This window comes from Pseudalkalibacillus sp. R45 (genome assembly GCF_052246725.1).
Taxonomy (GTDB): Bacteria; Bacillota; Bacilli; order Bacillales; family Fictibacillaceae; genus Pseudalkalibacillus.
Genome location: NZ_JBQQCL010000003.1, coordinates 102,444 through 126,911 on the forward strand (window position 1 = coordinate 102,444; position 24,468 = coordinate 126,911).

Consider the following 24,468-nt stretch of genomic DNA (forward strand, 5'->3'; position numbering starts at 1 on the left):
TGGTTAATTGATAGAATCGGCACATAGTCGTTATGTAACCCTAACCACCACTTCCCTACGCTGGTATAAACCAGATCAGGTTCCAAGGGTCTTAAAGCTACACTTTAATCTCAGCCTTTACGAGAAGGCCCCCCTAGTGGATCGTCTTATATAGTTATTTTCGATGTAATCGTAACACGAATAGCTGAAAAGTCAAATGATTTATTAAGCTTTTAATCGGTAAAATCGCTCGAGAGCGATTTTTTCAGCTATTGGTAATTGGGGGCAGATCTGTTCTATTAGTGCGATGGGCATGAGGATTAATCCGGCCGATCCGGGTGGTAATCCGGCGGGTCTGATGTGTTTTCCGGCGGATTCTTGCCATAATCCGGCCACTTTCAAGGATAATCCGGCGGGTTGGAGCATTAATCCGGCCAAAGGTTACTTTTTACATAAAGAAAACTTGGAAAAGCAAGCTTTAGCGTAGGCTGAGCCTTAGTTGCCCTTATATTGAAGAAAGTATTTATACCTTTCTTCAAATGCAAAAAAGACCCGCTCACATCACGAGCAGATCTCTTTCATTTTACGAGCGAATTTTTAAAGGCATAGATGACAGCTTGTGTCCGATCCTGGACTTCGAGTTTGTCGAGGATATTGCTGACGTGGGTTTTTACAGTCTTCAAGGCGATTACAAGTTCATCAGCGATCTCCTGGTTCGTCTTCCCTTCTGTCATCAGCATCAAAATCTCTATCTCGCGATTCGTCAAATCTTCATGTAGAGGCCGGGCGTTGCCGCGTCGCATCTTCGTCATCATTTTTCCCGTCACTTCAGGCTCCAAGACCATCTCGCCACGATAAGTAGCCCGGACCGCATCCGCAATCGTGCTTGCCTTCGAGGTTTTCAACATATAGCTCGTCGCACCGCTCTCTAATGCTGGATACACCTTCTCATCATCAAGAAAACTCGTCACGATGATGATTTTCGCTTCCGGCCATTTGTCGATAATCCGTTTCGTTGCTTCAATCCCATCCATCTCTTTCATTACAAGGTCCATCAATATCACATCAGGACGCAGGTCCAGGGCAAGTTCGACCGCTTCGCCGCCATCCCCTGCTTCACCGACAACTTCGATATCCGGTTGATTCGACAGATACGCCGACACACCGATCCGCACCATTTCATGATCATCTGCAAATAACACTCTAATCATCTTTTTTCTCCCCCTCTCGAATGACAGGTATCCTTACTTCCAGACGTGTCCCTTTGTTCGGCACGCTGATGATTTTCAACGTCCCGCCCAGCTCGAGGGCACGCTCATGCATATTCTGCAGGCCGTAAGAGCCCGCTTTGTTCGTTTCAACATCAAAACCGACGCCATCGTCGACGACACGCATCAAAACCGTACCTTCCCGTTCTATGCAAATGACTTCCAGAACATTCGCCTTCGCGTGACGCAATGTATTCGACACCGATTCCTGTAAAATCCGGAACAAGTGGTCCTCCACCCCTTTTTTCAAAGAGATCGGTTCAAGCTTCCAATCAATTTCAAGCGGTACTTTCTGTGACAGCTCAACAAGCAATTCCTTGATTCCTTCTTCAAGCGTTTTGCCTTTCAATGCTACCGGTCGTAAGTGTAAAAGAAGCGCTCTCATTTCAAGCTGCGATTGATGGATCATTTCTTCGACGAGCTTCAACTGCTTCCGTTCTCCTGTATCCGTTTCCTCATTCGATTCATTCACCGCGGACATCAGCATCGATGCCGCAAAAAGCTGCTGGCTGACGGAATCATGAAGCTCCCGAGCCAGTCGGTTTCGTTCCTCTGAAACAACCTTCTGGATCCGCTTCTCCTGATCCTCCGCTTTTTCATTGGCAAGCTTTTGCGAAAGCTTCGTCTGCTCTGAAATATGCTGCTGCACTTTTTCCAGCTGTGACCAGATTTCCTCAAATTCTTGCGTTTTTGTTTTGCCATTCGCTACCTCAACTGGTCGTCCTTGTCCGATTTGCGAAAGCCCGGTTTCAACTTGATCCAGCTGCTTCCGCCAGTACATACCTGAACTGAAACCGAAAACGAGTCCGATTAAAATACTCGCAAAGGTCGCGAACAAGATGAACGGTAAATCCACTATTTTACGGGACCACAAGAGTGACCAATCATTCAATGGAAAAGCGAAGAAAAACACACCGACCATGAAAATGAGCAGTGTAAACGAGATCGCTAAGCCAAGCAGGATCTGCCGTTGGATGATGTTCATGTCCGCTTCACCTCAAGATCTCCTATGACCATTGACGTGATGATTTTTACCTTATGATGTGATTGATCATACCCTGCAGATTGGTAAGACAGACATTGGTTGAACATTTTCGGTTCATAGTGCTCAAAAATACGGCTCGTTCCGACGATGACAGAATGGGCAACACTTACATCAATTTCATATGGGACAAGAACCTTGATATTCCCAACAAGATTTCGGATGACGATCGTCGATTCGCCCTTTGGCAGCACAGTATTCCCAAGGTCGATCACCGTATCGCCGATTCCGCACTGAATATTCACATCGTTCCATTCATATGCATGTTCTGGCGTTTGCTGTCTTCCGAAAAGGTTGTTTTCTAATAAATTCTTGCGTTTATACATCTCCTGATCACTCGAGACGGTCATCGACTCGTTGATATCAGGCTTGATATGCGCTGGATCCTGCTTCGACTGGGCAAAACGGATGACTGCATAGATCAAGAGCGCGATAAGAAGAAATTTGAAGGCCATCGTATTCAGGATCGTCAAGGTAAAAGCGATGACCCCAAACCAGAACAACAACTTCCCAATCGTCATATAGTATTTTTTCCGCCCGACATAAATACAACCAGCGGTAAGGATTAAAAAGAAAATGGGACCCATGCCATGAAAAGAGATTTCCAACAATAAAAGAATGACCCCGATTAACAATAACCAGCTCATTTTATCTGTTTTTGTTTTCATTTATGTTTTGGGCCCCTTTCTGTTTTGACAGCCAGTTTGACAGTGGATAAGCGGCGGATCTCTTTGTCAGTCTCGTTCGTCCGGTACTTACGTAGGGCGAATTACGCTCCGTTCCTCCCGAACTTCACTTCCGCGACCTCCTTGCTTCTACACTGTCAATTTACTTTGAAGGATATGCGGCGGATCTCTTTGTCAGTCTCGTTCGTCCGGTACTCACGTAGGGCGAATTACGCTCCGTTCTTCCCGAACTTCACTTCCGCGACCTGCTTGCTTCTACACTGTCAATTTACTTTGAAGGATATGCGGTGGATCTCTTTGTCAGTCTTGTTCGTCCGGTACTCACGTAGGGCGAACTACGCTCCGTTCCTCCCGAACTTCGCTTCCGCGACCTCCTTGCTTCTACACTGTCAATTTACTTTGAAGGATATGCGGCGGATCACTCAGCCTTGTCTTGCGCTTTAGGCAAGCTGTCAATTTTATTTTCATGATGTGAACTTTTCATCCGAAAAGTTTTCAAATATTATTTATTATTGCGAAAAAGTACCTCTCAAGAAAGCATAAGGCCAATTTCCAGGCACAGAAGCCCGGGTTTATGAACCTCATTATAGAAAAAGGCGCAGGGTTACTACGCCTTTCCGACTCATCCCTTATAGCATACCATTTTTTGCTTAAACGGTAGAATGCTTTTCCTCTTTTTGCATTTCTTTTTCCAATTGTGCGATTCGTGCATCAATCGTGTGACGGTGATAACTTGAGTTCACCTGGTGTTCCAGACGGTCAAGGTATTGCTCGATTTCACCGAAACGGGAGAAGGACTTGCTTGAGAATTCGTTGGATGAGACGACTTTATCCATACGGTGGTGTGCTCGCGTGATGTTTTCGCGTCCCATCAACTCCATACGTTTGATGTACATGTCCTTCAGCTTGTGCTGCATCACTTCGTATTTCTGCTCAAGTTCTTCAAGCTGTTTCACCGCGTTTTCTTTCGAAGCCTTTAGACGCTCTGCTCGCTCACTGTATTGCGCTTGTTCTTGAGACGCGAAATTATGAAGCTCTTCTTCATTTGCCTTCAAAGCGATTTCCGCTTGATGCTTCCTTTTTTCAGCTAGTTCAGCCGCTTTCTCGTATTCGCGAGTGAACTCCTCACTTAACAAGTATTGCCGTTCGACTAGCTTTCGTACTTTTTCAACTTCCTTTTCGCATTCGCGCAGGTACTGATTAAGTACACTGATCGGGTTCTTGCGTTCTTTTTCGTCCAGAATCTCGTGAAAATCCGCTTCAATCGTCTCTTTCAATCTTCTAAAAAGTTTAGCCATCGTTCAATTCGCTCCTTTAAATTAGTTTCGATTAAATTCTGCCCACTCACGCTCAAAGTTCGTGAACGGATCGTCTTCTTTTTCAATTTTTCCAGTGACGTCGTCTTTCTTATTCCATTCCTTGTACACAATATATAAGATGTACAGGGCAACAACTCCTAAGATTGCAGGCACGTTTGCGACTGCGATACAAAGTGCGATGATCCCGACTGCTGCCCAGAAGATTTTCTTTGATGTCTCATCAGTCTTCGTAAATTGTTTCACCGCGTAATACCCGATGACGAGGCTCAGTGCTAGCCCGATCATTGGCCCGAGGTTTGCAATTAGGACGATCGCCGCAATTGCACCTAGAATGAATAGTCCTAGTTTTTTCATCGTTTTCTTTCCCTCCTTCTTTTCTTGTCTCTATCGTATCTAGAATCCTGTTTTTCTATAAGGAGCCTGAGCTTTAACTTTTACTAAGACCTGAGACGTAGTTGGCTGCCGGATTTTCGTTTATCAGCATAAAGAAAACTTGTTTCAGTCAATCCTTGTGCGTTGGCTGAGCCATAGCTGCATACTTTCTTTAAATGCAAAAAAGCCTACCGAAAAAAGTGGTAAGCTCGTTCCCTATGCAAATGGAAAAGCCAGGGCATCACACCCTGGCTCAAAGTATTCTCTATTTAAAAGATTTAACTCCCAAATAATGGTCTTGCCAATAATCGATTGTCAGGTCTGTCACTTCTACACCGTCAGATCCGGCATGGATCATCTTATTGTCGCCAATGTAAATTCCGCTGTGCGAAGCTCCTTCTGTATCATACGTTCCTTCGAAAAAGACAACATCTCCGACTTCTGGAGAATCTACTTGCTCTCCATCATATTTCCACATGTCGCTTTCTTTTCTTTCTAAATCAACGCCAACTTCTCCAAAGACATACTGGATGAAGCCACTGCTATCAAAACCGTCTGGTGTCGTACCTCCCCAAACATAAGGTGTCCCAATCAGACTTTCCGCGATTGAAACAACATCAGTTTCTGAAGCCTGATCATCAGAAGTTGAATCGTCGGAACTCGTTTCAAGATCAACGGAATTTTCTGATGTTCCTGATGTTGATGATAATGCGTCCAGCGTTTCTGGGCCTGCTAAACCATCTACAGTAAGACCTTGTTCAGCTTGAAAATCCTTTACTGCTTGTTCTGTTATAGGTCCGAAAATGCCATCCAGGTTATACGAGTAATATCCGAGTGAGTCCAATTCCGTTTGTAACGTCTCTACATTTTCACCACGATCTCCTCTATCCAGGACCGATACGTCTTCTTGATTACTAGAAACACTTTCCTCAACAGGTTTGGAATCAGCATTCGCGAATACACCGTCACTTAAAAGTGGTGAGACTGCCAGTGAGGCAACCAAAGTTGATGAAATGACATACTTTCTTGCAGACGATCTTGATGTAAACATTAAATTCCTCCTTAATGAACTCTTGTTTTAGTAAGCGCGCCCCTACCGGTTTGAAAAACACGAGTCTTTCAAACCAATTCCTAGTCTATCAGACGAACCCTGTAATGAGGTTGCACGAACATTAAGGTGACATAAGAAACTGTTTACACGAAATAAACCAACTATGAAACCCCTTCCACCTCAAGTTTTCGTAGAATCAAACTCCAATTACAAACATAAAAAAACACCCATCAAAAGGGTCTGATGAGCGTTAAAATATTCCTTTAAATGCAGGTTTTTTCTAAAATCTGTACGATAAGTGGATGTTTTATTGCAGTGTTTTACCAGTAAAATCCAACCGCACCTTCGTCCCGACGTTCAATTCACTTTCAACCTTGATTTCTCCTTCATGGACTTCAATAATCTGTTTAGCGATGGCCATGCCGAGCCCGGACCCTTTATGAACTGTGCTTGTATTCGTTCCGCGATAATAACGATCAAACAACCTCTCTAGCTCACGTTTCGGGATTCCCTTTCCATTGTCCGTAATTTCGACAAACGGACCCGATTTGATACGCATCTCAATTTCAGTCTCTTCAGGATTGTGAACAATCGCGTTGTATAAAAGGTTGGAAACCGCACGCTGTATCAGCTTTCTGTCACAAAGGAATGGAACAACTTCTTCATCGGATGTAAATTCGACCTTCGCTTGATCATGGTCTGGATGATTGAGCAGATCGATGACCGTGTCACGTACAACATCAACGAGATTTTCATCTATTCGTTCTATGGCGACGAGCTCATTTTTCAATTGATACGTCAGCTTAAGGTCTTCAATCAATTCCTCCATGTAGTTGGATTTATTGAGAATGATATCGACATACTTTTCGCGCTCTTCCTGTGTCATCTTGTAGTCAGGGTCGACGAGCACCTCGGAATAGCCTTTGATTGATGAAAGCGGCGTCTTCAGATCATGAGTAATATTTGCGATCCATTCTTCACGCATCCTCTCCGTCTTCACCCGTTCCCGCTCATTGGATTGCAGTGAGTCAGAAAGCTCATTCAAGCTGCGGTTGACGTCCTTGAAAACACCTTTTTTGGTCTGCATTTTTGTATAAGTACCCTGCGCTAGCCCCTCGATTCCATCGATCACCTTCAGCATCGGTTTGACCAGCCTTTTACTGGAAAGGTACCCGATTAAAATCGCAAAAATCAACACGACAACCATCGTTCCAATAAGCAGCCTGTTTATATCCCGTAAAATGGTGTCCGGATTGAAATTAAGGGATGCCTTTGATACTTCGTCAACCGGGTAACCCATGATGTAGCTGAGTTCTCGTCCATCCTTTTCAAGAATCCCGACAAAGATCGTAAATCCTTCAATCGCTCCTGAGTATTTATAATTAAAAATCAGTTTACCTGGTGTATAATGCTCTGGGGCATCCTCCGGTTTGGACTTGCTGAAGATCTCGTCTCCACTCTCATCAAGGACCTGGATCCAGCTCCCGTATTGCTGTAATACGTCATTTCCGTTCTCATCAAGTGTAATTTCATCATTTTTAACGTTGATATGCTCTGCAAAATCAATTGTGATGCTAGGGGCATTCACACTCAAAAATTGATCAGGCTTTGGGGTGCCGCCATAAAATAAGAAGAACGTAATGATCATGAACCCGATGAAGGAAAGGATGATCGTCACGATAATTGCCGTTAGGAAGCGGCTTGTCAGTCTCCACTTCATATCAGGTACCTCTTGACGACAGCTTATAACCGAGACCCTTGACGGTTTTTATGTAAGCTGGTTTTCCGGGTTCGTCTTCGAGCTTTTGACGCAAATGTCGGATATGGACCATGATCGTATTGTCATAACCGAGATAATCCTCCCCCCACACCTTTTCACAAATGTGGCGTTTGCTGAGGATCTGATTTGCATTTTGAGCCAGATATAGAAGCAGCTGATACTCTTTTGCGGTGAGTACCACTGGTTCTCCCTTCTTTTTTACCTCGCCGTGATGAGGATCGATGACGATATCCCCGAACTCGATTGTTTCATCATTTTTGGGGTCATTGTTCCCCATGTATTGGTTGCGCCGGAACTGTACCTTGATCCGGAAAGCGACTTCCTTCGGGCTGAACGGTTTCGTTACATAATCATCGCCGCCGATTCCAAGCCCCAACAGCTTATCGACATCGTCCGTCTTTGCTGATAAAAAGATGATCGGTACGACGGTGATTTCCCTGATCCTCCGGCAGACCTCGAGTCCATCGATGTCAGGCAGCATAATATCAAGAACGATCAGATCCGGTTGTTTTTCTTTGCAGATCTGGATTCCTTCAAGTCCTGTCGACGCTTTATAAATCGTTTCAAATCCTTCTTTTATAAGTACCGTTTCAAGAAGATCAAGAATTTCCTTTTCATCATCCACGAGCAGGATCTTCTTTTCTGAAAGGCCGTCCACATTAAACATATGATTCACCTAATCTCGTCATTGTTCACCCTAAACAATATCTTTTTTCCGGAATTGCAGTAAACCGACACTATTGATCAAAACAAAGGTACTGATGCAAACCACATACATGATATCGTCTTTATTTCCTGCTTCGAACATATCTACCAATGAAGTGTAGATTGGATAGGTCCATGGATAATAGATCCAATACTTAGCTGAATTGGCAATGAGCATCGACGGCAAGGCCAGCCCGATTCCAACAGCAAGCGGAACACCGATATGTGAAAACCGGAAACTGATATAAAATTGGATTGCTATAATTGGAAGCGCAGCAACAATCGCAAGCATCGATCTCCCGAACACCAGATCAAACGGGATTTCTCCAGGTGCATTCAGCGAAAGGCCGACTACCAAAAACATCACTCCGAACACCAAGGCACTATAGACGATCAGCAACATAGCCGTCACTAGTTTTGATAGATAAACGTTCTCCCGTTTGACCGGCAGCGAAAACAATTGTTTCCACCCATCATTATGATGCTCAACCCGAGCGATGATGGCGATGATCACTGCAATCATGATCGGAAACATCAACGAGGAAAACTGTGACATGCTTCCGATATAGAGCATCTTCCATAGATCCGCATCTTCACCTTTGAATTGCGCAGCAAACATCCTTCCCTGTAAGATCGATAACAGAGGAAGAAAGGTTGCTAGTAACAACAGTTTTGAGCGTTTCATTTTCAATAATTCGATTTGCAAGGCTTTTAACATCCTTCTACCTCCTTAGATTATATCCTTTTTATGAAACAACAGCATTCCAAAAATAAGCAGGATGACACCTGAACCAAGTCCTCCGAACAGAATGATCTCAGGGTCAAATGCAGAGAGATTACCAGCCATATAGGTATAGAGATAAGGATAATACGAGCTTAGGCCAGTATCTTTCACCAGGAATACACCCGCCACGACCATCCCGACAAAAGCGAAGACGACTGGCATGATCGGATTCTTCACAAATGTGCTGAGTCCATTCTGGATCGCCGCCACACCTAATATCGCTGCAAACTGATAGCCGACATACTTTGTGAACATTAGAATAGGAAACGCTTCGGGAAAACCAATAACTTTTCCAACAATGAAAAGACCAGTTGTATTTAATAGGATAAGAGCAAAACCGAAAATAACGATCGTCAAATATTTTGATAAAAACACCTGGCTTCGTGTTACCGGCAAGCTCAAAAGCTTTTTCCAGTTATCGATTTTCGTCTCATTTTGGTTGATGAACATGCTGATGATTGCGATAAAGACAGAAAGGAACAGTCCCCAGCTCAAGACGTTATGGTTCTCCTTCACAAGGACCTCCCATGAGGAAATGCCCTGCGCCTGTGCCTTCGGAAACAGGTAATCCTCATAACGGATGAACATATCCAGAAACATCGCTGCTGTCGTTCCAGTCGGGATGACGAGGACGAACCACCATAACAGGTTCCGTTTTTGCTTGATCATCTCTGTTTGCATAAGGCGTATGACATTCATCGTTTAGCCCCCTCCTCCTGGGTGACTGATAAGAAGATGTCCTCAAGCGTATCCTTCTGTTCACTCAAGTGTGTCACAGCGATTTCATCCAACACGAGCTTCTTGTTGATGGCACTCGGTTCGACTTGCTGGTCCTTGATGAATAGACGGCCACCATTCACTTCGACACGATAGCCCATCTCTTTTAACGAGCTAAGTGCATCCTCCATCGGATTTGCCGCGATTTGCAATGTCGAAGCACTATTGTTACGAAGCTCTTGCAGTGTTCCTTGAAAAATCATCCGCCCTTTATTGATGATGCCGACATGATCTGCCATCAGTTCGATTTCATTTAAAATGTGGCTCGATACAAGCACGGTCATTCCTGCTTCCTTGGGAAGGCGTTTGATGAGATCACGCATTTCATGAATTCCTGAGGGGTCGAGTCCATTAGTCGGTTCATCCAAAATCAATAACTCCGGATTTCCCATTAGAGCCTGCGCAATTCCAAGGCGTTGCTTCATTCCGAGTGAGTATTTTTTCACAAGCTTGTTTTTCACTTCAGTAAGCTTAACGACATCAAGTACACGATCGATCTCACTTTTTTGCAGGTCAAGAATCTTCCTCGTGATGTTCAAATTTTCAAATGCGGTAAGATGGGCGTAATAGGATGGAGTTTCGACCATCGATCCGACTTTTTTTAAAATATCGATCCTGTTCGATTTCAATGGTTTTCCGAAAATCTGCACATCTCCTTCAGTTGGATTGATCAGTCCGAGAAGCATGCGGATCGTCGTCGATTTCCCAGCCCCGTTCGGCCCTAGAAATCCGTATATCCCTCCTGTCGGCACCTTCAAGGCCACCTGATCCACTGCTTTAAAGCTTCCGAACGACTTCGTCAGCTGGTTTGTTTCGATGAGATAATTACTCATTCCGTTCGCCTCCTTAAAGAAAAATTGGCAAAGTAAGCTTTAGCGCTAGCTGAGCCTTAGTTGCCCTTATATTGAAGAAAGTATTTATACTTTCTTTAAATGTTAAATACAATTGCAGTATATCGAGCAAACCTTAAGGATGATTTCAGCTAACCTTAATTCTTCCTTAATTTTCTTGTTGCATCTCTTTGGAAGGTTTTTCCGGGTGCGAAGTCGAATACGAATGGTGTTAGGGGGAATCGATATGGAAGCAATACATAACGTTATCGAAAAGTATTTTGCAAGTTGGAATGAGGCGTTTGACAGTAAAAATAGTGACGGGATCCGGGAATATATGTCTGAACGTTTCATCGGTTATTGGGGACGGTCCGGGATGGATGAGCCGATGCAATACGGGTACAACTATGATCTCGACAATGTCCTTGCGCAATATGACGATGCCCATAAAAGCTTCGAACTCTTATCACTCTCCGAACGCAAGCCTGGCGAGGAATTTCTGGTCATCGGCACGGAAACGAACGTCATCCGGGGTGTACCCCACCATGCGAAGGCGATGTTTATTTGGCGGAAAGAAAACGAAGAATGGAAATTACAAAGGGAATTCATCGAGCTCGAGAAATGATCTGGTGGAATGATGAATACGATCATATGGGAAAACGTAGAGGACTTTGGCTGTGAATACCTGCAGACAAAGGAACGCGGCGATGAACTGTCTGTTGAGAGCACGATTATTTCGATCAATGACGGAAAGCCTTTGAAGGTGAACTATAAATTGCTGTTGGAACAGTGGAAAACGAAAAAAGCGACAATTGAAGTGGGTCAAACCTTTCTTGAAGTCACATCGGACGGTGAAGGGATCTGGTTCGATCAATACCGGCGCTGGATCCCTGAACTCGATGGGGCGATTGATATCGATATCTCAGCTACCCCCTTTTCAAATTCACTCCCGATCAACCGGTGTGATTGGAAAGCGGGGCAATTGAGGGATTTTGAAATGGTCTATGTCGCCATCCCTTCATTGGAATTGAAAAAGGTCCACCAGAGATATACCTTTGTGGAACAAAAGAGCAGTGTGCGGATTTTTCGATACGAAAGTCCAACCTATCAATCCCTGATTACAGTCGATAAAGAAGGACTGGTGATTGAGTACCCGGAACTATTCAAACGGCGGTATTGAACGTGTGGTATGATATACTGATTGAAGCGAAAAATCGAAATGGACAATCTAAAGGATGGAATGCAGCATGGATGGACAAAATCGCGCAAACATACAGCCAGGTGTCGAGGTCGACATCGTATTGAAAAAAGATCAACGAACTGGCAAGTTGACCCGGGGTGTCGTAAAGGATATCCTGACGAATTCCAGTTTTCACCCACACGGCATCAAAGTTCGCCTTCAAGACGGACAAGTCGGCCGCGTAAAAGAAGTTTTTTAAGAAAACTTGGTAAAACGAAACTTTCTTTAAGTTCAATAAGGAAACCTGACCGAAAATGATTCTTCGGCCAGCTTTTTTTCATTATCTGGGGTTGCTTGAGCAATTCCAGGGCATCTTGGCAATTCCGGGATGATCTTGAGCAATTTCGATGGGTGCTTGAGCAATTTCAAGGGCATCTTGAGCAATTTGGTACGATTTTACTACGGAAAATCGTTTCATTTATAAACACGATCAGCACCAAGCTCAACTTTTATAAAACAAATACAGCCCGAATCCGAGTGTGTCCCTGCCCCAGCGCAAGTATGTAGAGCGCCACTTCCGGATCCGGTCGCGCATCGCGGTAACGTCCGGATCATCGGGATTCTCCAGACAATACTTTTCCATCGAAGAAGAGTATAGCCACTCATATTCGTCCCACTCATCCTCACTTGTCACATGCGCCCACATCGGAATCAAACCAAGCTCTTCACCCACCTCAATATTCTCATGATGGGTCAGCAATTCTTCTTTAGTCGCCCCTAGCGCTTCCAGATACGCTGCTTCAGGTTCCTTTTTCCAGTACCCTTCACCGACCAGCATGTATCCGCCGGACTTCACTACTTCACTCATTTTCTCCAAAGTGAGCCGATAGTTTCCGAGAGCATGCGTCGCCCCAAGACAGATCGCAGCATCGAAGACTTCATCGAGATCACCAATCACTTTTTTCGCATCGTCATTCTCGATTCGTAATCGGCCTGGATCAATCCGTTGACCCGCATTTTCGCGAGCAGCTTCAATAAAATCCTCTTCAATCTCGATGGCTGTTCCCACCACATCATGACGCTCGATTAAATCGATCAGCACACCGCACTTTCCCGCTCCGATATCGAGCACTTTCTCGCCGCTGCTGAACGGGATACGATCCAGCGTAACCCTCAGCTTTTCCTTACTGATCGGGTTGCAAATTTCATGATTACTGTGCGCGATGACAGAAAATTTGTTTGTTGCCATCCTCTTCCCCTCCCCGTTCAAAAGCTTACTTTGCGTCGACGAGTTCACCAGCATATAACGTCTTCTCCTTAAGTTGAAGATCAAGTTTCCGCGCAAGACTCTTCAACGCACGCTCTTCGCCTGGTGTTACGATTGAAATGACGGTTCCACTCGCACCTGCTCTTCCGGTACGTCCAGAACGATGGAGATATTGCTTTTCGTCTTCTGCTGCATCCACCTGGATAACATGTGTGAGCCCTGTGATATCAAGGCCACGAGCTGCCACATCCGTCGCCAGCAGCAGGTTCGTCTTCCCATCACGAAATTGCTGCAAAGCATGCTGCCGCTCATTTTTCTTCAATTCACTATGCAAAAGACCAACAGGGATCCGATTATAGTCCAGTTTATCCGCTATCACAGACAGATCACCGATATTTTTACCGAACGCGAGCCCCTTCATGTCCTTCAACCGTCCGATTTTCTCGAGGGCTTTCGCTTTTTCCCGTCGTTCTGTCACGATATAAAAATGATCCACTTTCCCGCTCTTCTGGGTGGCACGGTTCACTTTGATAAGCTGAGGATCATTCATGAATCCACGACCGACTTCTTCCGTCCTTTCAGGTAACGTCGCAGAAAACAATAGCACCTGACGATCCGCCAATGTCGACTTGATGATCGACTCGATCGTTTTCAAATGCTCTGGTACAAGCAGCTGATCGCCTTCATCGAGAACGATCGTCTTCACTTCATGCATTTTCACCTTTTTCATCTTGATCAACTCTTCAACACGGCCAGGTGTCCCTAAAATGACCTGCGGGCTCTTCTTTTTCAGTTTTTCGATCTGTCTTTTCACGTTCGCCCCTCCGATCAGAGAAGCTCCTGTAATTCCGCTTCCTTCCGCCCACTTCTGCACTTCCTCAAAAATCTGCATGACGAGTTCACGAGAGGACGCCATGATCAAGGCTTGCGGGTCTTTTTTTGCTGGATCGATCTTCTCTAAAATCGGCAGAAGATAAGCCAGCGTTTTTCCTGTCCCGGTCGGAGATTCCGCAATCACATCTTCCCCTTGTAAAATCGCCGGGATCGCTTCAGTCTGGATTGCTGTCGGTTGTTCAAAGCTTGATTTTTCCCAGGCTTTCTGTAGGTAAGGCTTGGTTATATGTAATGATTTCATCATCATTCTCCTTTTTATAAAAACGACTTTAGTCTTTGATTAGTTTGATCAATTATGAAGCTCACATTCAGACGCTTCACTACTAGCCTACACCATGTGGAATCCGTTGAATAGTGACCATTTTTCTACCAGGGCTGAACGTATCGAATGTGAAGGTTGTTTTCGCTTGTGATGCAGGTCGTTTTATGTCGATCGGCCGTTAAGTACTTGATTTTAGCCGCAACAAATACCATCAGACGAAAACAGAACAAGGGTTTATTTTCCATTTGTCGAAAGAGATTGTATAGAAATTAGAAAGCTGGAGGTACTGATCATGAATGAAACCGTTGCAATGCGAGAGCAATTCCAAAGCGATCCTTATCTTTATTTCGAACAATACCGCAAATATGGACCGATCCATTACGATCAATTTTTCGGGATTCCGAAAATTGTCGTCACCGGTTTTGAAGAAACAGAAGCCCTCTTCAAGGATTCCCGTTTTATAAAAGAATACCGCCGTGTCGTTCCTCCTGAGCAAAGGGTCGAAATCCCGGAGCGCGTCCAGCCTGTCATTTACCTGATGAACAACATGATGCTGTTTCGTGATGCGCCGGATCATACGCGTTTGCGGAAGCTCGTCACCAAAGCGTTCACACCGCGGATGGTCGACAAACTGCGTCCGCTGATTGAAGAGCTGGCGGATGAACTGCTCAACTCCAGAAAAGGAGAAAAAGAGCATGAGTTGATCCGGGATTTTTCATACTACCTCCCCGTGGTCGTCATTGCTGAACTGATCGGCGTCCCAAAGGAGGACCGCGGCTATTTCAGGAAATGGGCCGATGCCTTTGTCACGTTCATCGATTTTAACACAGACATGAACGAATTGGAGACTGTTTCTGATGATATCAAAGACTCTGGCGAATACTTCCAATCTCTTATCCAAAAAAGGAGTACCGAACCACAAGACGATTTGATCAGCGGTCTGATCGCTGTTGAAGAGTCCGGTGATGTGTTGAATGAAGATGAAATGGTGGCCACCTGTCTCCTCCTGATGATTGCGGGTCACGAAACGACTGTCAATTTGATCACGAATGGGTACTACACGCTTTTGAAGCACCCTGAACAGTTAAAATTACTGCAAAACGACCTTTCGCTCATTCCGAATGCAATCGAAGAGATTTTACGATTTGAACCGCCAGTCCTCATGACCTCACGAATTGTAGCGGAGGACCTCGAGTTCTACGGAAAACAATTCAAAAAAGCAGAAGAGGTCATGCTTGTACTGGGAGCCGCCAATCGCGATCCACGTCTGTATGACAACCCGCATGAGTTCGATATCACGCGGAAAAATATCAAGCACCTGTCATTCGCTTCCGGACCGCACTTCTGTCTCGGGTCACCGCTTGCCCGGTTGGAAGCGCAGATCGCCCTGGAAAAACTCGTGACCAGATTCAAAGAGCCGCTTTTATCTGAGGAACCCCAATGGCGTGACAACATCGTCTTCCGCGGGTTCAAAGCCCTTCAACTAAAAGGGGAAATCAAATAGAATTTTTATTGCACGTAAAAAAGTGACTGTCCTAAAAGACAGTCACTTTACATTGAACTTATTTGGTGGGAGCTAGTTCAACAGCTTGGCGCAAAGCTTCTGTTAAACTTTTTTCATCAGCAATCCCTTTGCCAGCGATATCGAATGCAGTACCATGATCTACACTAGTCCGAATAATCGGCAGTCCAACGGTTATATTGACACCTGCATCTAACCCAAGCACCTTGATCGGTCCATGACCTTGATCATGATACATAGCGACCACAATATCAAAATCTCCACGGACTGCTCTGAAAAATAGAGTGTCTGCAGGTAGTGGACCTTGAGCATTGATACCCTCTGAGTGAGCTTTTTCTACACCTGGGACAACTTGTGCTTCCTCTTCTCCATATCCAAATAATCCATTTTCTCCTGCGTGAGGATTGATACCACATACCGCAATTTTCGGTTCTTTAATACCAGCTTTTTTCAACGTATCATGAGCCATTTTGATAACTTGGTAAACGCGTTCTGGATTAATTTGTTTAACCGCGTCAATCAGTCCAATGTGAGTTGTCACATGAATCACCTTTAACGTCGGTGCGGATAGCATCATTGCATAATCTTTTGTTCCTGTTAATTCCGCTAAGATTTCGGTATGTCCAGGATACTTATGTCCACCTAAATGAAGTGCTTCTTTATTTAAAGGAGCCGTACAGATGCCATCGATTTTCCCTTCATTTGCAAGCTCAATCGCTTTTGATAGAAATTCAAACGCTGCATGTCCGGCTTCTGCGGAGACTTGTCCAAATGGTAAGTTATCTGGTATAAGGTCAAGATCCATACACGAAACAACGCCAAACTCATAGGTGCAATCATTGACTGATAGCACACTTTTAATTTTTTGCTGGCTGCCTAGTACGTCTTTTGCTTTTTCCAGAACCTTTGCATCTCCAATTACCAATGGGTTACATAAATCGTAAACTTGTGCATTCTGCAGGCTTTTCAAAATAATCTCAGGTCCAACTCCTGCAGCATCACCCATCGTTATCCCAATAACTGGTTTACTTTGAGTCATAAGTGTGTTTCATTCCTTTCATGTAATACAAAGCATTCTTTAACGTATCTTTATTTCCAAACCCGCCGGCTTTTGTGACCGTCCACAACTTTTGATCGTTGAAATTGATTCGGCCTAGTGGAACTCCTGCTTCGATTTCATCCAAAAGTTCCATTTCCATAACATTCATTGCTGAACATACGTCTTTAGCCGTGTCGCCTCCAGTCAATATCAATCCATCAATGGAAGTATAACGCAGAAAATGCTTTACAATTTGACCTAACCCTTTTGAAATCTTACTGCCAATCTCTTCGTTAGACAGTCCATTTCGTTTAGCATACTCTAATGCAGCCTCACGGTTCATTTCATTATTATCAACATAGATTACCAGGTCCTTCTTTACCTCTTTCCTATCCACAAGTGAATTGGGATCGAGGATATCTTCAAGGATTAGTAATGGATCTATTTCTATCATTTGAACATCATCAATTTTATCTAGCTCAAGTAGTTGCTGTTTTGTTCTTTCAGACAAACTTCCAGACACGGTCAGAACTTGATTACTTGTCCAGTCTTTCAAATTATTAGACTCGTTGTTGGAGTTCAATGACAGACCTTCGGGCAATTGTTCAATCAAGCCTGCTGACCCTACCCATAACACATTAAACGGTAAATCACTGAATTTACTAGATATTTTTTTAAAATCCTCTTCACTTTCCGCATCACAAACAAACCAGCGAATATTTCTGGCAACTTCATTTTGTATATACGTTGCAAATTCAACATCGTCTAATTGAGTTTGGGTTACCTTCGCAATTTCAGAGTTACAATATGGTTGAATAAGTTCTGAGATATCACTTTGCATCACTGGAGTTTTCGGATCTTTTCCGAATTCCGTATCCGAGACGAGTTGACCATCTACGTAATGTTTTCCATCTTTTGTGATCCTGCCCATTTGGGGATAGGCAGGTGCAATGACGACCAACTCAGGATTCAACACATGGTCTACTGCACTTATTTCAGATCCAATATTCCCTCTCAAGGTGGAATCAATTTTTTTATATACAAAATTAACTTGATTCTCCAAATAGAAAGAAGCAGCATGATGGACTGCTTCATATGCACCTTTATTTGTTAAAGAACGACTGTTTGTATCAATAATGACTACATCATTTTGTTGTTTGATTTCCATTTTATCTATATTAACCATTACAGATGTAAGGAACCCTTTTTTAGCGAGCTGGACGCCCGTGTCATTGGCTCCAGTGAAATCATCTGCAATTATTCCTATTCTCTCTCTCATAGATGACCACCCTTAACTTGCTGACTTTATTTCTCCTTTTTCAAATCGATAGCCTTTTTTCTCCATCCGTTTAACAAGAAATCCAATATATAGTGGTAATAATATTGCTGTTGTAACAGTCGATGCTGCAACCTGAACTGTAGCAAGTTCTGCAACTGGAGCAAAGGTTGAACTAGCCGCCGCAATGGCTGCTGGGGTTGCAACAGCGTTCCCTGCAGTTGAACCTTCTGAAGCACCAACAATCGGATTCCATTTTAACGCTTTAAAGATGAAGTAACCTGCAGTACCTGTAACAAATACAGTCAGGAGACCAAGGACTATTCCAGTTAGACCACCTTCAATGATCGCAGCAAAATCGATCCCCATACCAAGCGCAAATGCAAAGAATGGAATCAACATTGCACTTCCTTTATCCAAGAAGGAACGCATATCTTCATCCAAATTACCTAAAACCATACCCACAAGTATAGGGAGTAATACTGCTAAAAAGGATTGGAATGAAAACATTCCATCTACGAATCCCATAGCTCCGAAGATCGACAATGCTACCATCGTTAAAAATGGTCCGTCATTCAATGCAAGTAATGAATAGGCTGCACGGTCTTCTTCTTTCCCGTATTGCCCGACAAGTGCCACATACAAGCCCCCATTACTATTTGTCATCGCAGCGATAACTGCAATTGGAGCTAATCCTAGCCATAGACCATTATCACCTGCAAACATATAAGCGATTAAGCCGAAGACTGCACCGACAGCCCATTTCGTTCCCAGTAACGCCCCTCCCTTTGCAAGAGAAACTCCAAATGTCTTAACATTGATTTGTGCCCCTGTACAAAGCAGGAACAAGGCAATCAAGGTACCTGCACCGTCTACAAATAAATCTTGTGTGAAGTTACCGATCCTAAGGAGATCAGGCGCTAATGTATTTAGTGTTGCAGCAAGCAACAACGGGACTACCATCATCCCGCCTGGAATACGTTCAAGCGTTGCTTTAATCTTCATTTCAAATTCCCCCATCGTATAATTAGTAATGATAAGAAAACGTTTTCACTTTCATCCTAAAAGAATGTGATTTATTACGCAACACTTAATTTATTTATTGTGAATAAAATTATCTAAATTGTTTTATTTTGCAACAGTTTATAACATAAAAAAAGACGCAAATTATTATTTTTTCAATTTGCGCCAAAGAGTCGAACGATTAATTCCTAATCGTTTTGCTGCTTTTGATTGGTTAAACCCTTCCTCTTCGAGTACCTTCTGTATGACTCGTTGTTCGATTTCTTCTAATGTTCCCTGTAATAAGAGAGTATTCTTTGGGGATGTTTCCTTACGAATCTCCAGTGCATTTTGAACATGGTTAGGTTCGATGATATATCCTTTCTCCCCTAGTACAAGGGATTTTATAAAACCTTTCAATTCGGAAACATTTTCATTCCAATCCACGGTAAGCAATTCTTCAATTGCTTTTTCTCTTATTTTGACAGGATGAGTACCTAAATTTTGATGAAATTGCGCAACAAAATAGGCTGCTAAACCTTTTATATCTTCTTTACGTTGTTTTAATGAAGGGAGCGCTAATTCTACTGTATCGTTCTCTAAAGAGTTGTCGATCAAGTCTGGCACGTGTAGCTTACTTGTAAGAATCACCGTAATGGAATGTTCCAATAAGTTATGGATATACTCTCTTAATTCATCCATTCGATTGGTATCTAAATGTTCAATATTCGTCAGATTAACAGTTGAACTCTTAATGTTGAATATCTCTTTCAACTGTCCCCATTCACAGTTCTGCATATCTATGGTTAATAAATTTCCCGTCCTATTTTGTTCATAGTGGATAAACTCTGCCAAAAGTGCTTTCCCTGTCCCTTTTTCTCCATATAGCAGATAAACCCGTTGTTTGGAGATAGACTGTCGTATCTGACTTGTTATTTTTCTCATCATGGGACTTTCTGCAATAATGACTGGCTTCGGTATACGATACTTTACTTGTAACCATTTATGATGTTCAGAGAATTCCCTTACTTTAAAATACATGATTACAAATGACTGAGAGCCAAAAATACAAAGTTCCCCACTTACTTCAACCTGCTTATTTTTGAAACTTACCGTTTGGGTTGCATATCCATTTCTCTCGACATCATCCCTTAATTTACTTAATTCTTTGTTGGATAGCGGTACACTTTGAACGTTACTCCAATTTTCATATACATGCTCACCTTTTGAATCCAAAATAAGTATATCTTGTTTTTTCGATTTCAATATTTTTGATAATAACTTAATAAGCGTCTGATTGCGTTGATGAAATTCATATTCTGAGCAGGCGTTACTGAACGCCTCATAAATCGCTTCTCTGCCTGATTGTATTAAGATACCTTCAAGGCCATTTCTTTGAGCTGCATCCACCGTAACAACATCGCCTAAAACAACCTCAAAACCATCTTTCTTCAGTTTACGAACAAGTGGATCAACGTCAACAGCTGATTGTATCGAGTAAACATGTATAGGTAATTCCAATAGATCTACAATAGATTGAGCACCTATCGTAATGTTAGGAAAACCAACCAATGCTTTTTTTCCTTGAAAATCATTAGCTAATGTAAGTGTACGAAGCATGTCATAACCTGATAAATGAACGTCGATTACACTAATCGACACAAACGACTTTATCAATTGTGCGGTGCCGCCTCGGCTGATAATGACATCGTATCCATTCTTCTCAGCCCACCTTGCTATTTCAGCACCTTCTTCCAAGTTTCCGACCTCTATCTGAATATCCAATTCTGGATATTCAGTTTTACACTCTTCTACAAGTGGAACCATGGAAGGGTAAGGTGCAATAAACATTGTCTTTATACCCATTCAATTACCCCTGTTCATTAGTTAATCTCTATTAAGTATAATCCTCTAATGATGCATAATGCAACACGTTCAGTTTTTATTTATAATTTGACTTAAAGCGAAACCAACAACCAAGAGTAGAAAGTCATATAAGTTTCTCTTCCCCGGTACATCGGGTACAATTTTATTAAAGGAAAGCGTTGTTAAATAATACTGTTGATCTCTGACTAAGAATGATTTAAGCAAAATTGCGATACTCCTGCGGGAAAAGCGAGCCAGGCGAGACCCCACAGCGAATTAAGGCACCACGTCGTGTGGTGAACGTCGAAGCCAGCGTAAGGAAAGCTTCTAAGAGTTGTCATCGCAGACACGAAAATGATTCATATTTTTGTGTTGACATCCTGAACAAATGAGAAGGCTTGCGGATCGCCCGCGGAAAGGGAGTGAAATTCGCAAAAATCAACGACAAAGTATAACAACGCCAAAGGATAAAAGGATGGTGAATTTGATATGAACATTGTCGTAGTTGGTGCTGGAGCAATCGGAGCTTATTTCGGCGGAAGATGTCAAGAATCAGGTCAAACTGTACAATTTCTCGTCCGTCCGAAAAGAGCTGAACAGCTTCGTAAAAATGGTTTGAAATTGCAAAGTCCGCATGGTGACTATGAATTTGAAGACTTGAACATTGCTGAAGGTTTGGATGATATCCATCACGCGGACGTCGTTTTGTTGGCTGTTAAGGGGTATCATTTGAATGATGAATTGATCGCCGATTTGAAAGGATTGGTGAAAAAAGGAGCGACTGTCCTGCCGCTCTTGAACGGGATTGAACATATCGGGCAGCTTCAACGGGAATTAGGTGAAGAGTCTGTGATGGGAGGATTGTGCTTTATCATCTCGACACTGGATGAAAACGGACATGTTATCCATACGAGTACACAACATGACCTCGTCTTCGGTGCGCTTCATTCGTCGCAGGAAGCGCTCTGCAATGAAATGGAGAAGATTTTCGACGGTGCGAACATGGCGGGTGTATTAAGCAGCAACATCCTTCTCGGACTTTGGAACAAGTATATGATGATCACCGCATTTTCCGGTGTAACGACAGCCGGAGACTTGACGCTCGGAGCGATCCGCGAATCATCGAGGACGGTGAAGCTGGCGGAAGAGGTTTTACACGAAATGAAACTGCTCGCCATTTCGAAAGGGATCGATATCACTGACGACCATGTTCAAAAAGCGTTGGACCAGTTGAACAGCTTCCCTTCTGAGGCGACGTCATCCATGCATCAGGACAGACGAAAAGGCCTGCAGATTGAAGCAGACCACCTGCTCGGCGGCGCACTCCGGTTAGCGGAAGAAGAGAACCTGAAACTGCCACATATCGAAACTCTCTACGCCCTTGTAAAACCGTATGAACTGAAGATGCGATGACATAAAGAAACTTGGCAAAGCCAAGCCTTTGGCGCAGGCTGAGTTTTTAGTTGTGCTTATAAGGTGCGAGACTCCTCGAAAATGAAAATCGCATTTTCTTCGTGCGATGTAACGCTACCGAAGCTTTCCTTGTCCTGCGGGATCAGCGTGCCTACTACCTGAATAATCCCCTCGCAAGGCATGCGACGAGGAAGCTCGCTTCGACAGGACTTTCTTGTAGACGCAGGAGCACAAATGCTTCCTTGAAAAGGAGACTCCTGAGCTCGCAAGGCGACGAGTGAGCTCACTGCACGGCCCGCGGAAAGCGAGAATCCTGGAGCGGAAATCAACGACTCTCAAGAGCAACAAAGTTTGCGAAAACAGCCAATGTAAAAAAACCTTCTCAGCGATGAGAAGGTTCCTTTATGTACTCAGGGCGATTATTGTTGCGGACTTTCTTTTTGCTTGTGACCTGAATAATTTTTTGCCAGTTTAAGAGTCTTCGAAATGACCTTTTGAACATCAATTCCTTTTTTCCTCAAATTCTGAATATGAATGTCAGTACTCGTCATGATCCTCAAACACTCCTATCATTTTTAAAAGATTTGTCCGTCCAAGTAAAGCTATTAGTGTATGTATTCCCGATTTCTTAGCTGTTAACCCTGAAATTCCAATTTTATTTCCACTACTAAATATAGACGTATTTGCCTCTCATTGGTTGCATCTATTTTGAAATATTTTTTACAAGTGAAAGAAATCTTCTTAGAAAATGATGTTGGATTCTCTACATCATACTATACTATCTCCTATACATCGATTCCTAATTTATAGTTCGTTCCTTTTTACTATTTTATCAAGCAGGCGAGACGACCCCATCCTCAAGGAATGTGAAGGGCATAGCCCAATGAGTAGGGTGGGGATGAATCGCCTTCGGACAAGGGAGGGATCTTACCATCTCAATTGTTCGACTTATGATTCATCTAATTTTTTTTGGAATCGTTCCTTTTTTCATCTCTAAATGAAAACTTATGATATAATAGGAACAAATGTTCGTTTTCGGGAGGTGGAATCCATGTTGGTTCATAGAGCCTATAAATTTCGACTCTATCCAACCAAAGAACAAGAAATTCGAATCGCGAAGACAATCGGCTGCAGTCGTTTTGTATTTAATTACTTTTTGGCACGATGGAATACCACCTACCAAGAAAAAGGGAAAGGATTGACCTATCCTACTTGTTCGAAGCAATTAACGCAACTGAAAAAGGAATTCCTTTGGCTGAACGACGTAGACAGTATTGCCCTTCAATCTTCCTTGAGGAACCTTGCGGATTCCTTTTCACGATTCTTCCAGAAACAACCCTCCCCGATTCAAGTCTAAAAAGAATAAGGTTCAATCCTATACCACCAAATATACAAACGGAAATATTGCGATTGTTGGAAACAAAATCAAATTGCCCAAACTGGGCCTCGTCAAATTGGTAAAGAGTCGTGTGGTTAAAGGACGGATCCTCAATGCCACAATTAGACGAAACCCAAGTGGAAACTATTTTGTGTCCATTTTGGTGGAAACAGAAGTAGGCGATGGGCCTAAAACCCACTCGTCAGTGGGGATTGATGTCGGACTAAAGGATTTTGCCATATTGTCAGACGGAACGGTGTATGGGAACCCTACGTTTTTTCGAACCTTAGAAAAGAAACTTGTGAAAGCCCAACAAGTCCTGTCCAGACGTCAAAAAGGCTCTTCGAATTGGCATAAGCAACGGATTAAAGTTGCCCGAATGCACGAGAAAATTGCAAATGCGCGAAACGATTACTTGCATAAAATCTCTACCCATATTGTCAAAAACCACGACCTTATTGGTATGGAAGATTTGCAGGTATCCCATATGCTTAAGAACCACAACCTCGCCAAAGCCATCAGTGAAGTGAGTTGGTCAACCTTCCGTTCCATGCTTGAATACAAAGCAAAGTGGTACGGCAAACAGATCGTGGTGGTATCCAAGACGTTTCCTTCCAGTCAACTTTGTTCCCATTGTGGCTATCGTCATAAAGACGTTAAGGATCTTGCATGCCCAAAATGCACGACGCATCATGATCGAGATCCTAACGCAAGTAGGAATCTTCGTAAGGAAGCCTTACGATTAACCGCAGGAACTGCGGGGATCGCCTAATCCA

Annotated in this window: 23 protein-coding genes, 1 pseudogene and 1 riboswitch; of the genes and pseudogenes, 6 read left to right on the top strand and 18 right to left on the bottom strand. The window is 43.3% G+C overall.

Going from position 1 to position 24,468, the window contains the following annotated elements; translation table 11 throughout:
* Positions 1–35 precede the first annotated feature (35 nt).
* Positions 36–145: riboswitch (TPP riboswitch) on the bottom strand.
* A gap of 412 nt (positions 146–557) precedes the next feature.
* The 11 genes from ACTWQL_RS08175 to ACTWQL_RS08225 all read right to left on the bottom strand — a co-directional run bounded on the left by ACTWQL_RS08175 (position 558) and on the right by ACTWQL_RS08225 (position 10,596).
* Complete coding sequence (locus ACTWQL_RS08175; protein WP_443141957.1) at positions 558–1,190, bottom strand: response regulator; 633 nt, start codon at positions 1,188–1,190, stop codon at positions 558–560.
* Positions 1,183–2,232 (bottom strand): sensor histidine kinase, encoded by a 1,050-nt coding sequence (locus ACTWQL_RS08180; RefSeq protein ID WP_443141958.1) that lies wholly within the window; start codon positions 2,230–2,232, stop codon positions 1,183–1,185. Before ACTWQL_RS08180 ends, ACTWQL_RS08175 begins: the two co-directional genes overlap by 8 nt.
* A complete protein-coding gene (liaF, locus tag ACTWQL_RS08185) occupies positions 2,229–2,957 on the bottom strand; it encodes a cell wall-active antibiotics response protein LiaF (RefSeq protein WP_443141959.1) in 729 nt (242 codons plus the stop codon). Before liaF ends, ACTWQL_RS08180 begins: the two co-directional genes overlap by 4 nt.
* A gap of 668 nt (positions 2,958–3,625) precedes the next feature.
* A complete protein-coding gene (locus tag ACTWQL_RS08190; protein WP_443141960.1) occupies positions 3,626–4,273 on the bottom strand; it encodes a PspA/IM30 family protein in 648 nt (215 codons plus the stop codon).
* 21 nt (positions 4,274–4,294) lie between these two features.
* Positions 4,295–4,648 (bottom strand): lmo0954 family membrane protein, encoded by a 354-nt coding sequence (locus ACTWQL_RS08195; RefSeq protein ID WP_443141961.1) that lies wholly within the window; start codon positions 4,646–4,648, stop codon positions 4,295–4,297.
* Positions 4,649–4,931: 283 nt separating this feature from the next.
* Positions 4,932–5,717 (bottom strand): C40 family peptidase, encoded by a 786-nt coding sequence (locus tag ACTWQL_RS08200; protein ID WP_443141962.1) that lies wholly within the window; start codon positions 5,715–5,717, stop codon positions 4,932–4,934.
* A gap of 307 nt (positions 5,718–6,024) precedes the next feature.
* Complete coding sequence (locus ACTWQL_RS08205) at positions 6,025–7,437, bottom strand: ATP-binding protein (RefSeq protein ID WP_443141963.1); 1,413 nt, start codon at positions 7,435–7,437, stop codon at positions 6,025–6,027.
* Position 7,438: 1 nt separating this feature from the next.
* Positions 7,439–8,164, bottom strand: a complete 726-nt coding sequence (locus ACTWQL_RS08210) for a response regulator transcription factor (protein WP_443141964.1) — start codon at positions 8,162–8,164, stop codon at positions 7,439–7,441.
* A gap of 30 nt (positions 8,165–8,194) precedes the next feature.
* Entirely contained in the window at positions 8,195–8,920 is a 726-nt protein-coding gene (locus ACTWQL_RS08215) for an ABC transporter permease (protein WP_443141965.1), read from the bottom strand.
* Between the two features lie 12 nt (positions 8,921–8,932).
* Complete coding sequence (locus ACTWQL_RS08220; protein ID WP_443141966.1) at positions 8,933–9,685, bottom strand: ABC transporter permease; 753 nt, start codon at positions 9,683–9,685, stop codon at positions 8,933–8,935.
* Positions 9,682–10,596: an ABC transporter ATP-binding protein gene (locus ACTWQL_RS08225; protein WP_443141967.1), complete on the bottom strand. Its 915-nt coding sequence runs from the start codon at positions 10,594–10,596 to the stop codon at positions 9,682–9,684. The genes ACTWQL_RS08220 and ACTWQL_RS08225 overlap by 4 nt, the downstream gene beginning before the upstream one ends.
* Positions 10,597–10,840: 244 nt before the next feature.
* On the opposite strand from ACTWQL_RS08225, the gene ACTWQL_RS08230 reads away from it, so the two are divergent.
* From ACTWQL_RS08230 to ACTWQL_RS08240, 3 genes are all read left to right on the top strand, one after another.
* Positions 10,841–11,218, top strand: a complete 378-nt coding sequence (locus tag ACTWQL_RS08230; protein WP_443141968.1) for a nuclear transport factor 2 family protein — start codon at positions 10,841–10,843, stop codon at positions 11,216–11,218.
* Positions 11,219–11,230: 12 nt separating this feature from the next.
* Positions 11,231–11,773 (top strand): putative glycolipid-binding domain-containing protein, encoded by a 543-nt coding sequence (locus ACTWQL_RS08235; protein ID WP_443141969.1) that lies wholly within the window; start codon positions 11,231–11,233, stop codon positions 11,771–11,773.
* A gap of 67 nt (positions 11,774–11,840) precedes the next feature.
* A complete protein-coding gene (locus tag ACTWQL_RS08240) occupies positions 11,841–12,032 on the top strand; it encodes a YwbE family protein (protein ID WP_261133556.1) in 192 nt (63 codons plus the stop codon).
* Between the two features lie 243 nt (positions 12,033–12,275).
* Here ACTWQL_RS08240 and ACTWQL_RS08245 read toward each other — a convergent pair whose 3' ends face one another.
* Together ACTWQL_RS08245 and ACTWQL_RS08250 are read right to left on the bottom strand one after the other, a co-directional pair.
* Positions 12,276–13,022: an SAM-dependent methyltransferase gene (locus ACTWQL_RS08245; protein ID WP_443141970.1), complete on the bottom strand. Its 747-nt coding sequence runs from the start codon at positions 13,020–13,022 to the stop codon at positions 12,276–12,278.
* A gap of 25 nt (positions 13,023–13,047) precedes the next feature.
* On the bottom strand, positions 13,048–14,175 hold the full coding sequence (locus tag ACTWQL_RS08250) for a DEAD/DEAH box helicase (protein ID WP_443141971.1): 1,128 nt from the start codon (positions 14,173–14,175) through the stop codon (positions 13,048–13,050).
* A 313-nt stretch (positions 14,176–14,488) separates the two neighbouring features.
* Here ACTWQL_RS08250 and ACTWQL_RS08255 point away from each other — a divergent pair, with 313 nt between their 5' ends.
* On the top strand, positions 14,489–15,700 hold the full coding sequence (locus tag ACTWQL_RS08255) for a cytochrome P450 (RefSeq protein WP_443141972.1): 1,212 nt from the start codon (positions 14,489–14,491) through the stop codon (positions 15,698–15,700).
* A 58-nt stretch (positions 15,701–15,758) separates the two neighbouring features.
* Here the strand turns inward: ACTWQL_RS08255 and pdxA are convergent, their stop codons facing one another.
* From pdxA to ACTWQL_RS08275, 4 genes are all read right to left on the bottom strand, one after another.
* A complete protein-coding gene (gene pdxA, locus ACTWQL_RS08260) occupies positions 15,759–16,757 on the bottom strand; it encodes a 4-hydroxythreonine-4-phosphate dehydrogenase PdxA (protein WP_443141973.1) in 999 nt (332 codons plus the stop codon).
* Positions 16,744–18,036, bottom strand: a complete 1,293-nt coding sequence (locus ACTWQL_RS08265; protein ID WP_443141974.1) for a four-carbon acid sugar kinase family protein — start codon at positions 18,034–18,036, stop codon at positions 16,744–16,746. The genes pdxA and ACTWQL_RS08265 overlap by 14 nt, the downstream gene beginning before the upstream one ends.
* A gap of 12 nt (positions 18,037–18,048) precedes the next feature.
* Entirely contained in the window at positions 18,049–19,038 is a 990-nt protein-coding gene (locus ACTWQL_RS08270; protein ID WP_443141975.1) for a 2-keto-3-deoxygluconate permease, read from the bottom strand.
* Between the two features lie 165 nt (positions 19,039–19,203).
* Positions 19,204–20,901 carry a PrpR N-terminal domain-containing protein gene (locus ACTWQL_RS08275; protein ID WP_443141976.1) on the bottom strand — a complete coding sequence of 566 codons (1,698 nt, stop codon included), beginning with the start codon at positions 20,899–20,901 and terminating at the stop codon, positions 19,204–19,206.
* Positions 20,902–21,390: 489 nt separating this feature from the next.
* Between ACTWQL_RS08275 and ACTWQL_RS08280 the strand changes: the two genes are divergently transcribed.
* Positions 21,391–22,314: a ketopantoate reductase family protein gene (locus ACTWQL_RS08280; protein WP_443141977.1), complete on the top strand. Its 924-nt coding sequence runs from the start codon at positions 21,391–21,393 to the stop codon at positions 22,312–22,314.
* A 56-nt stretch (positions 22,315–22,370) separates the two neighbouring features.
* On the opposite strand, the gene ACTWQL_RS08285 is transcribed toward ACTWQL_RS08280, so the two are convergent.
* Positions 22,371–22,496: a hypothetical protein gene (locus ACTWQL_RS08285; protein ID WP_443141978.1), complete on the bottom strand. Its 126-nt coding sequence runs from the start codon at positions 22,494–22,496 to the stop codon at positions 22,371–22,373.
* An 869-nt stretch (positions 22,497–23,365) separates the two neighbouring features.
* Here ACTWQL_RS08285 and tnpB point away from each other — a divergent pair.
* Positions 23,366–24,464 (top strand): annotated as a pseudogene (gene tnpB, locus ACTWQL_RS08290) (IS200/IS605 family element RNA-guided endonuclease TnpB).
* Positions 24,465–24,468: the final 4 nt, after the last annotated feature.

What these genes read in the sequence shown, in the direction of transcription:
- ACTWQL_RS08175 (WP_443141957.1), bottom strand. Translation starts at nt 1,190, where the DNA reads ATGATTAGAGTGTTATTTGCAGATGATCATGAAATGGTGCGGATCGGT.
- ACTWQL_RS08180 (WP_443141958.1), bottom strand. Translation starts at nt 2,232, where the DNA reads ATGAACATCATCCAACGGCAGATCCTGCTTGGCTTAGCGATCTCGTTT.
- liaF (WP_443141959.1), bottom strand. Translation starts at nt 2,957, where the DNA reads ATGAAAACAAAAACAGATAAAATGAGCTGGTTATTGTTAATCGGGGTC.
- ACTWQL_RS08190 (WP_443141960.1), bottom strand. Translation starts at nt 4,273, where the DNA reads ATGGCTAAACTTTTTAGAAGATTGAAAGAGACGATTGAAGCGGATTTT.
- ACTWQL_RS08195 (WP_443141961.1), bottom strand. Translation starts at nt 4,648, where the DNA reads ATGAAAAAACTAGGACTATTCATTCTAGGTGCAATTGCGGCGATCGTC.
- ACTWQL_RS08200 (WP_443141962.1), bottom strand. Translation starts at nt 5,717, where the DNA reads ATGTTTACATCAAGATCGTCTGCAAGAAAGTATGTCATTTCATCAACT.
- ACTWQL_RS08205 (WP_443141963.1), bottom strand. Translation starts at nt 7,437, where the DNA reads ATGAAGTGGAGACTGACAAGCCGCTTCCTAACGGCAATTATCGTGACG.
- ACTWQL_RS08210 (WP_443141964.1), bottom strand. Translation starts at nt 8,164, where the DNA reads ATGTTTAATGTGGACGGCCTTTCAGAAAAGAAGATCCTGCTCGTGGAT.
- ACTWQL_RS08215 (WP_443141965.1), bottom strand. Translation starts at nt 8,920, where the DNA reads ATGTTAAAAGCCTTGCAAATCGAATTATTGAAAATGAAACGCTCAAAA.
- ACTWQL_RS08220 (WP_443141966.1), bottom strand. Translation starts at nt 9,685, where the DNA reads ATGAATGTCATACGCCTTATGCAAACAGAGATGATCAAGCAAAAACGG.
- ACTWQL_RS08225 (WP_443141967.1), bottom strand. Translation starts at nt 10,596, where the DNA reads ATGAGTAATTATCTCATCGAAACAAACCAGCTGACGAAGTCGTTCGGA.
- ACTWQL_RS08230 (WP_443141968.1), top strand. Translation starts at nt 10,841, where the DNA reads ATGGAAGCAATACATAACGTTATCGAAAAGTATTTTGCAAGTTGGAAT.
- ACTWQL_RS08235 (WP_443141969.1), top strand. Translation starts at nt 11,231, where the DNA reads ATGAATACGATCATATGGGAAAACGTAGAGGACTTTGGCTGTGAATAC.
- ACTWQL_RS08240 (WP_261133556.1), top strand. Translation starts at nt 11,841, where the DNA reads ATGGATGGACAAAATCGCGCAAACATACAGCCAGGTGTCGAGGTCGAC.
- ACTWQL_RS08245 (WP_443141970.1), bottom strand. Translation starts at nt 13,022, where the DNA reads ATGGCAACAAACAAATTTTCTGTCATCGCGCACAGTAATCATGAAATT.
- ACTWQL_RS08250 (WP_443141971.1), bottom strand. Translation starts at nt 14,175, where the DNA reads ATGAAATCATTACATATAACCAAGCCTTACCTACAGAAAGCCTGGGAA.
- ACTWQL_RS08255 (WP_443141972.1), top strand. Translation starts at nt 14,489, where the DNA reads ATGAATGAAACCGTTGCAATGCGAGAGCAATTCCAAAGCGATCCTTAT.
- pdxA (WP_443141973.1), bottom strand. Translation starts at nt 16,757, where the DNA reads ATGACTCAAAGTAAACCAGTTATTGGGATAACGATGGGTGATGCTGCA.
- ACTWQL_RS08265 (WP_443141974.1), bottom strand. Translation starts at nt 18,036, where the DNA reads ATGAGAGAGAGAATAGGAATAATTGCAGATGATTTCACTGGAGCCAAT.
- ACTWQL_RS08270 (WP_443141975.1), bottom strand. Translation starts at nt 19,038, where the DNA reads ATGAAGATTAAAGCAACGCTTGAACGTATTCCAGGCGGGATGATGGTA.
- ACTWQL_RS08275 (WP_443141976.1), bottom strand. Translation starts at nt 20,901, where the DNA reads ATGGGTATAAAGACAATGTTTATTGCACCTTACCCTTCCATGGTTCCA.
- ACTWQL_RS08280 (WP_443141977.1), top strand. Translation starts at nt 21,391, where the DNA reads ATGAACATTGTCGTAGTTGGTGCTGGAGCAATCGGAGCTTATTTCGGC.
- ACTWQL_RS08285 (WP_443141978.1), bottom strand. Translation starts at nt 22,496, where the DNA reads ATGCCTTGCGAGGGGATTATTCAGGTAGTAGGCACGCTGATCCCGCAG.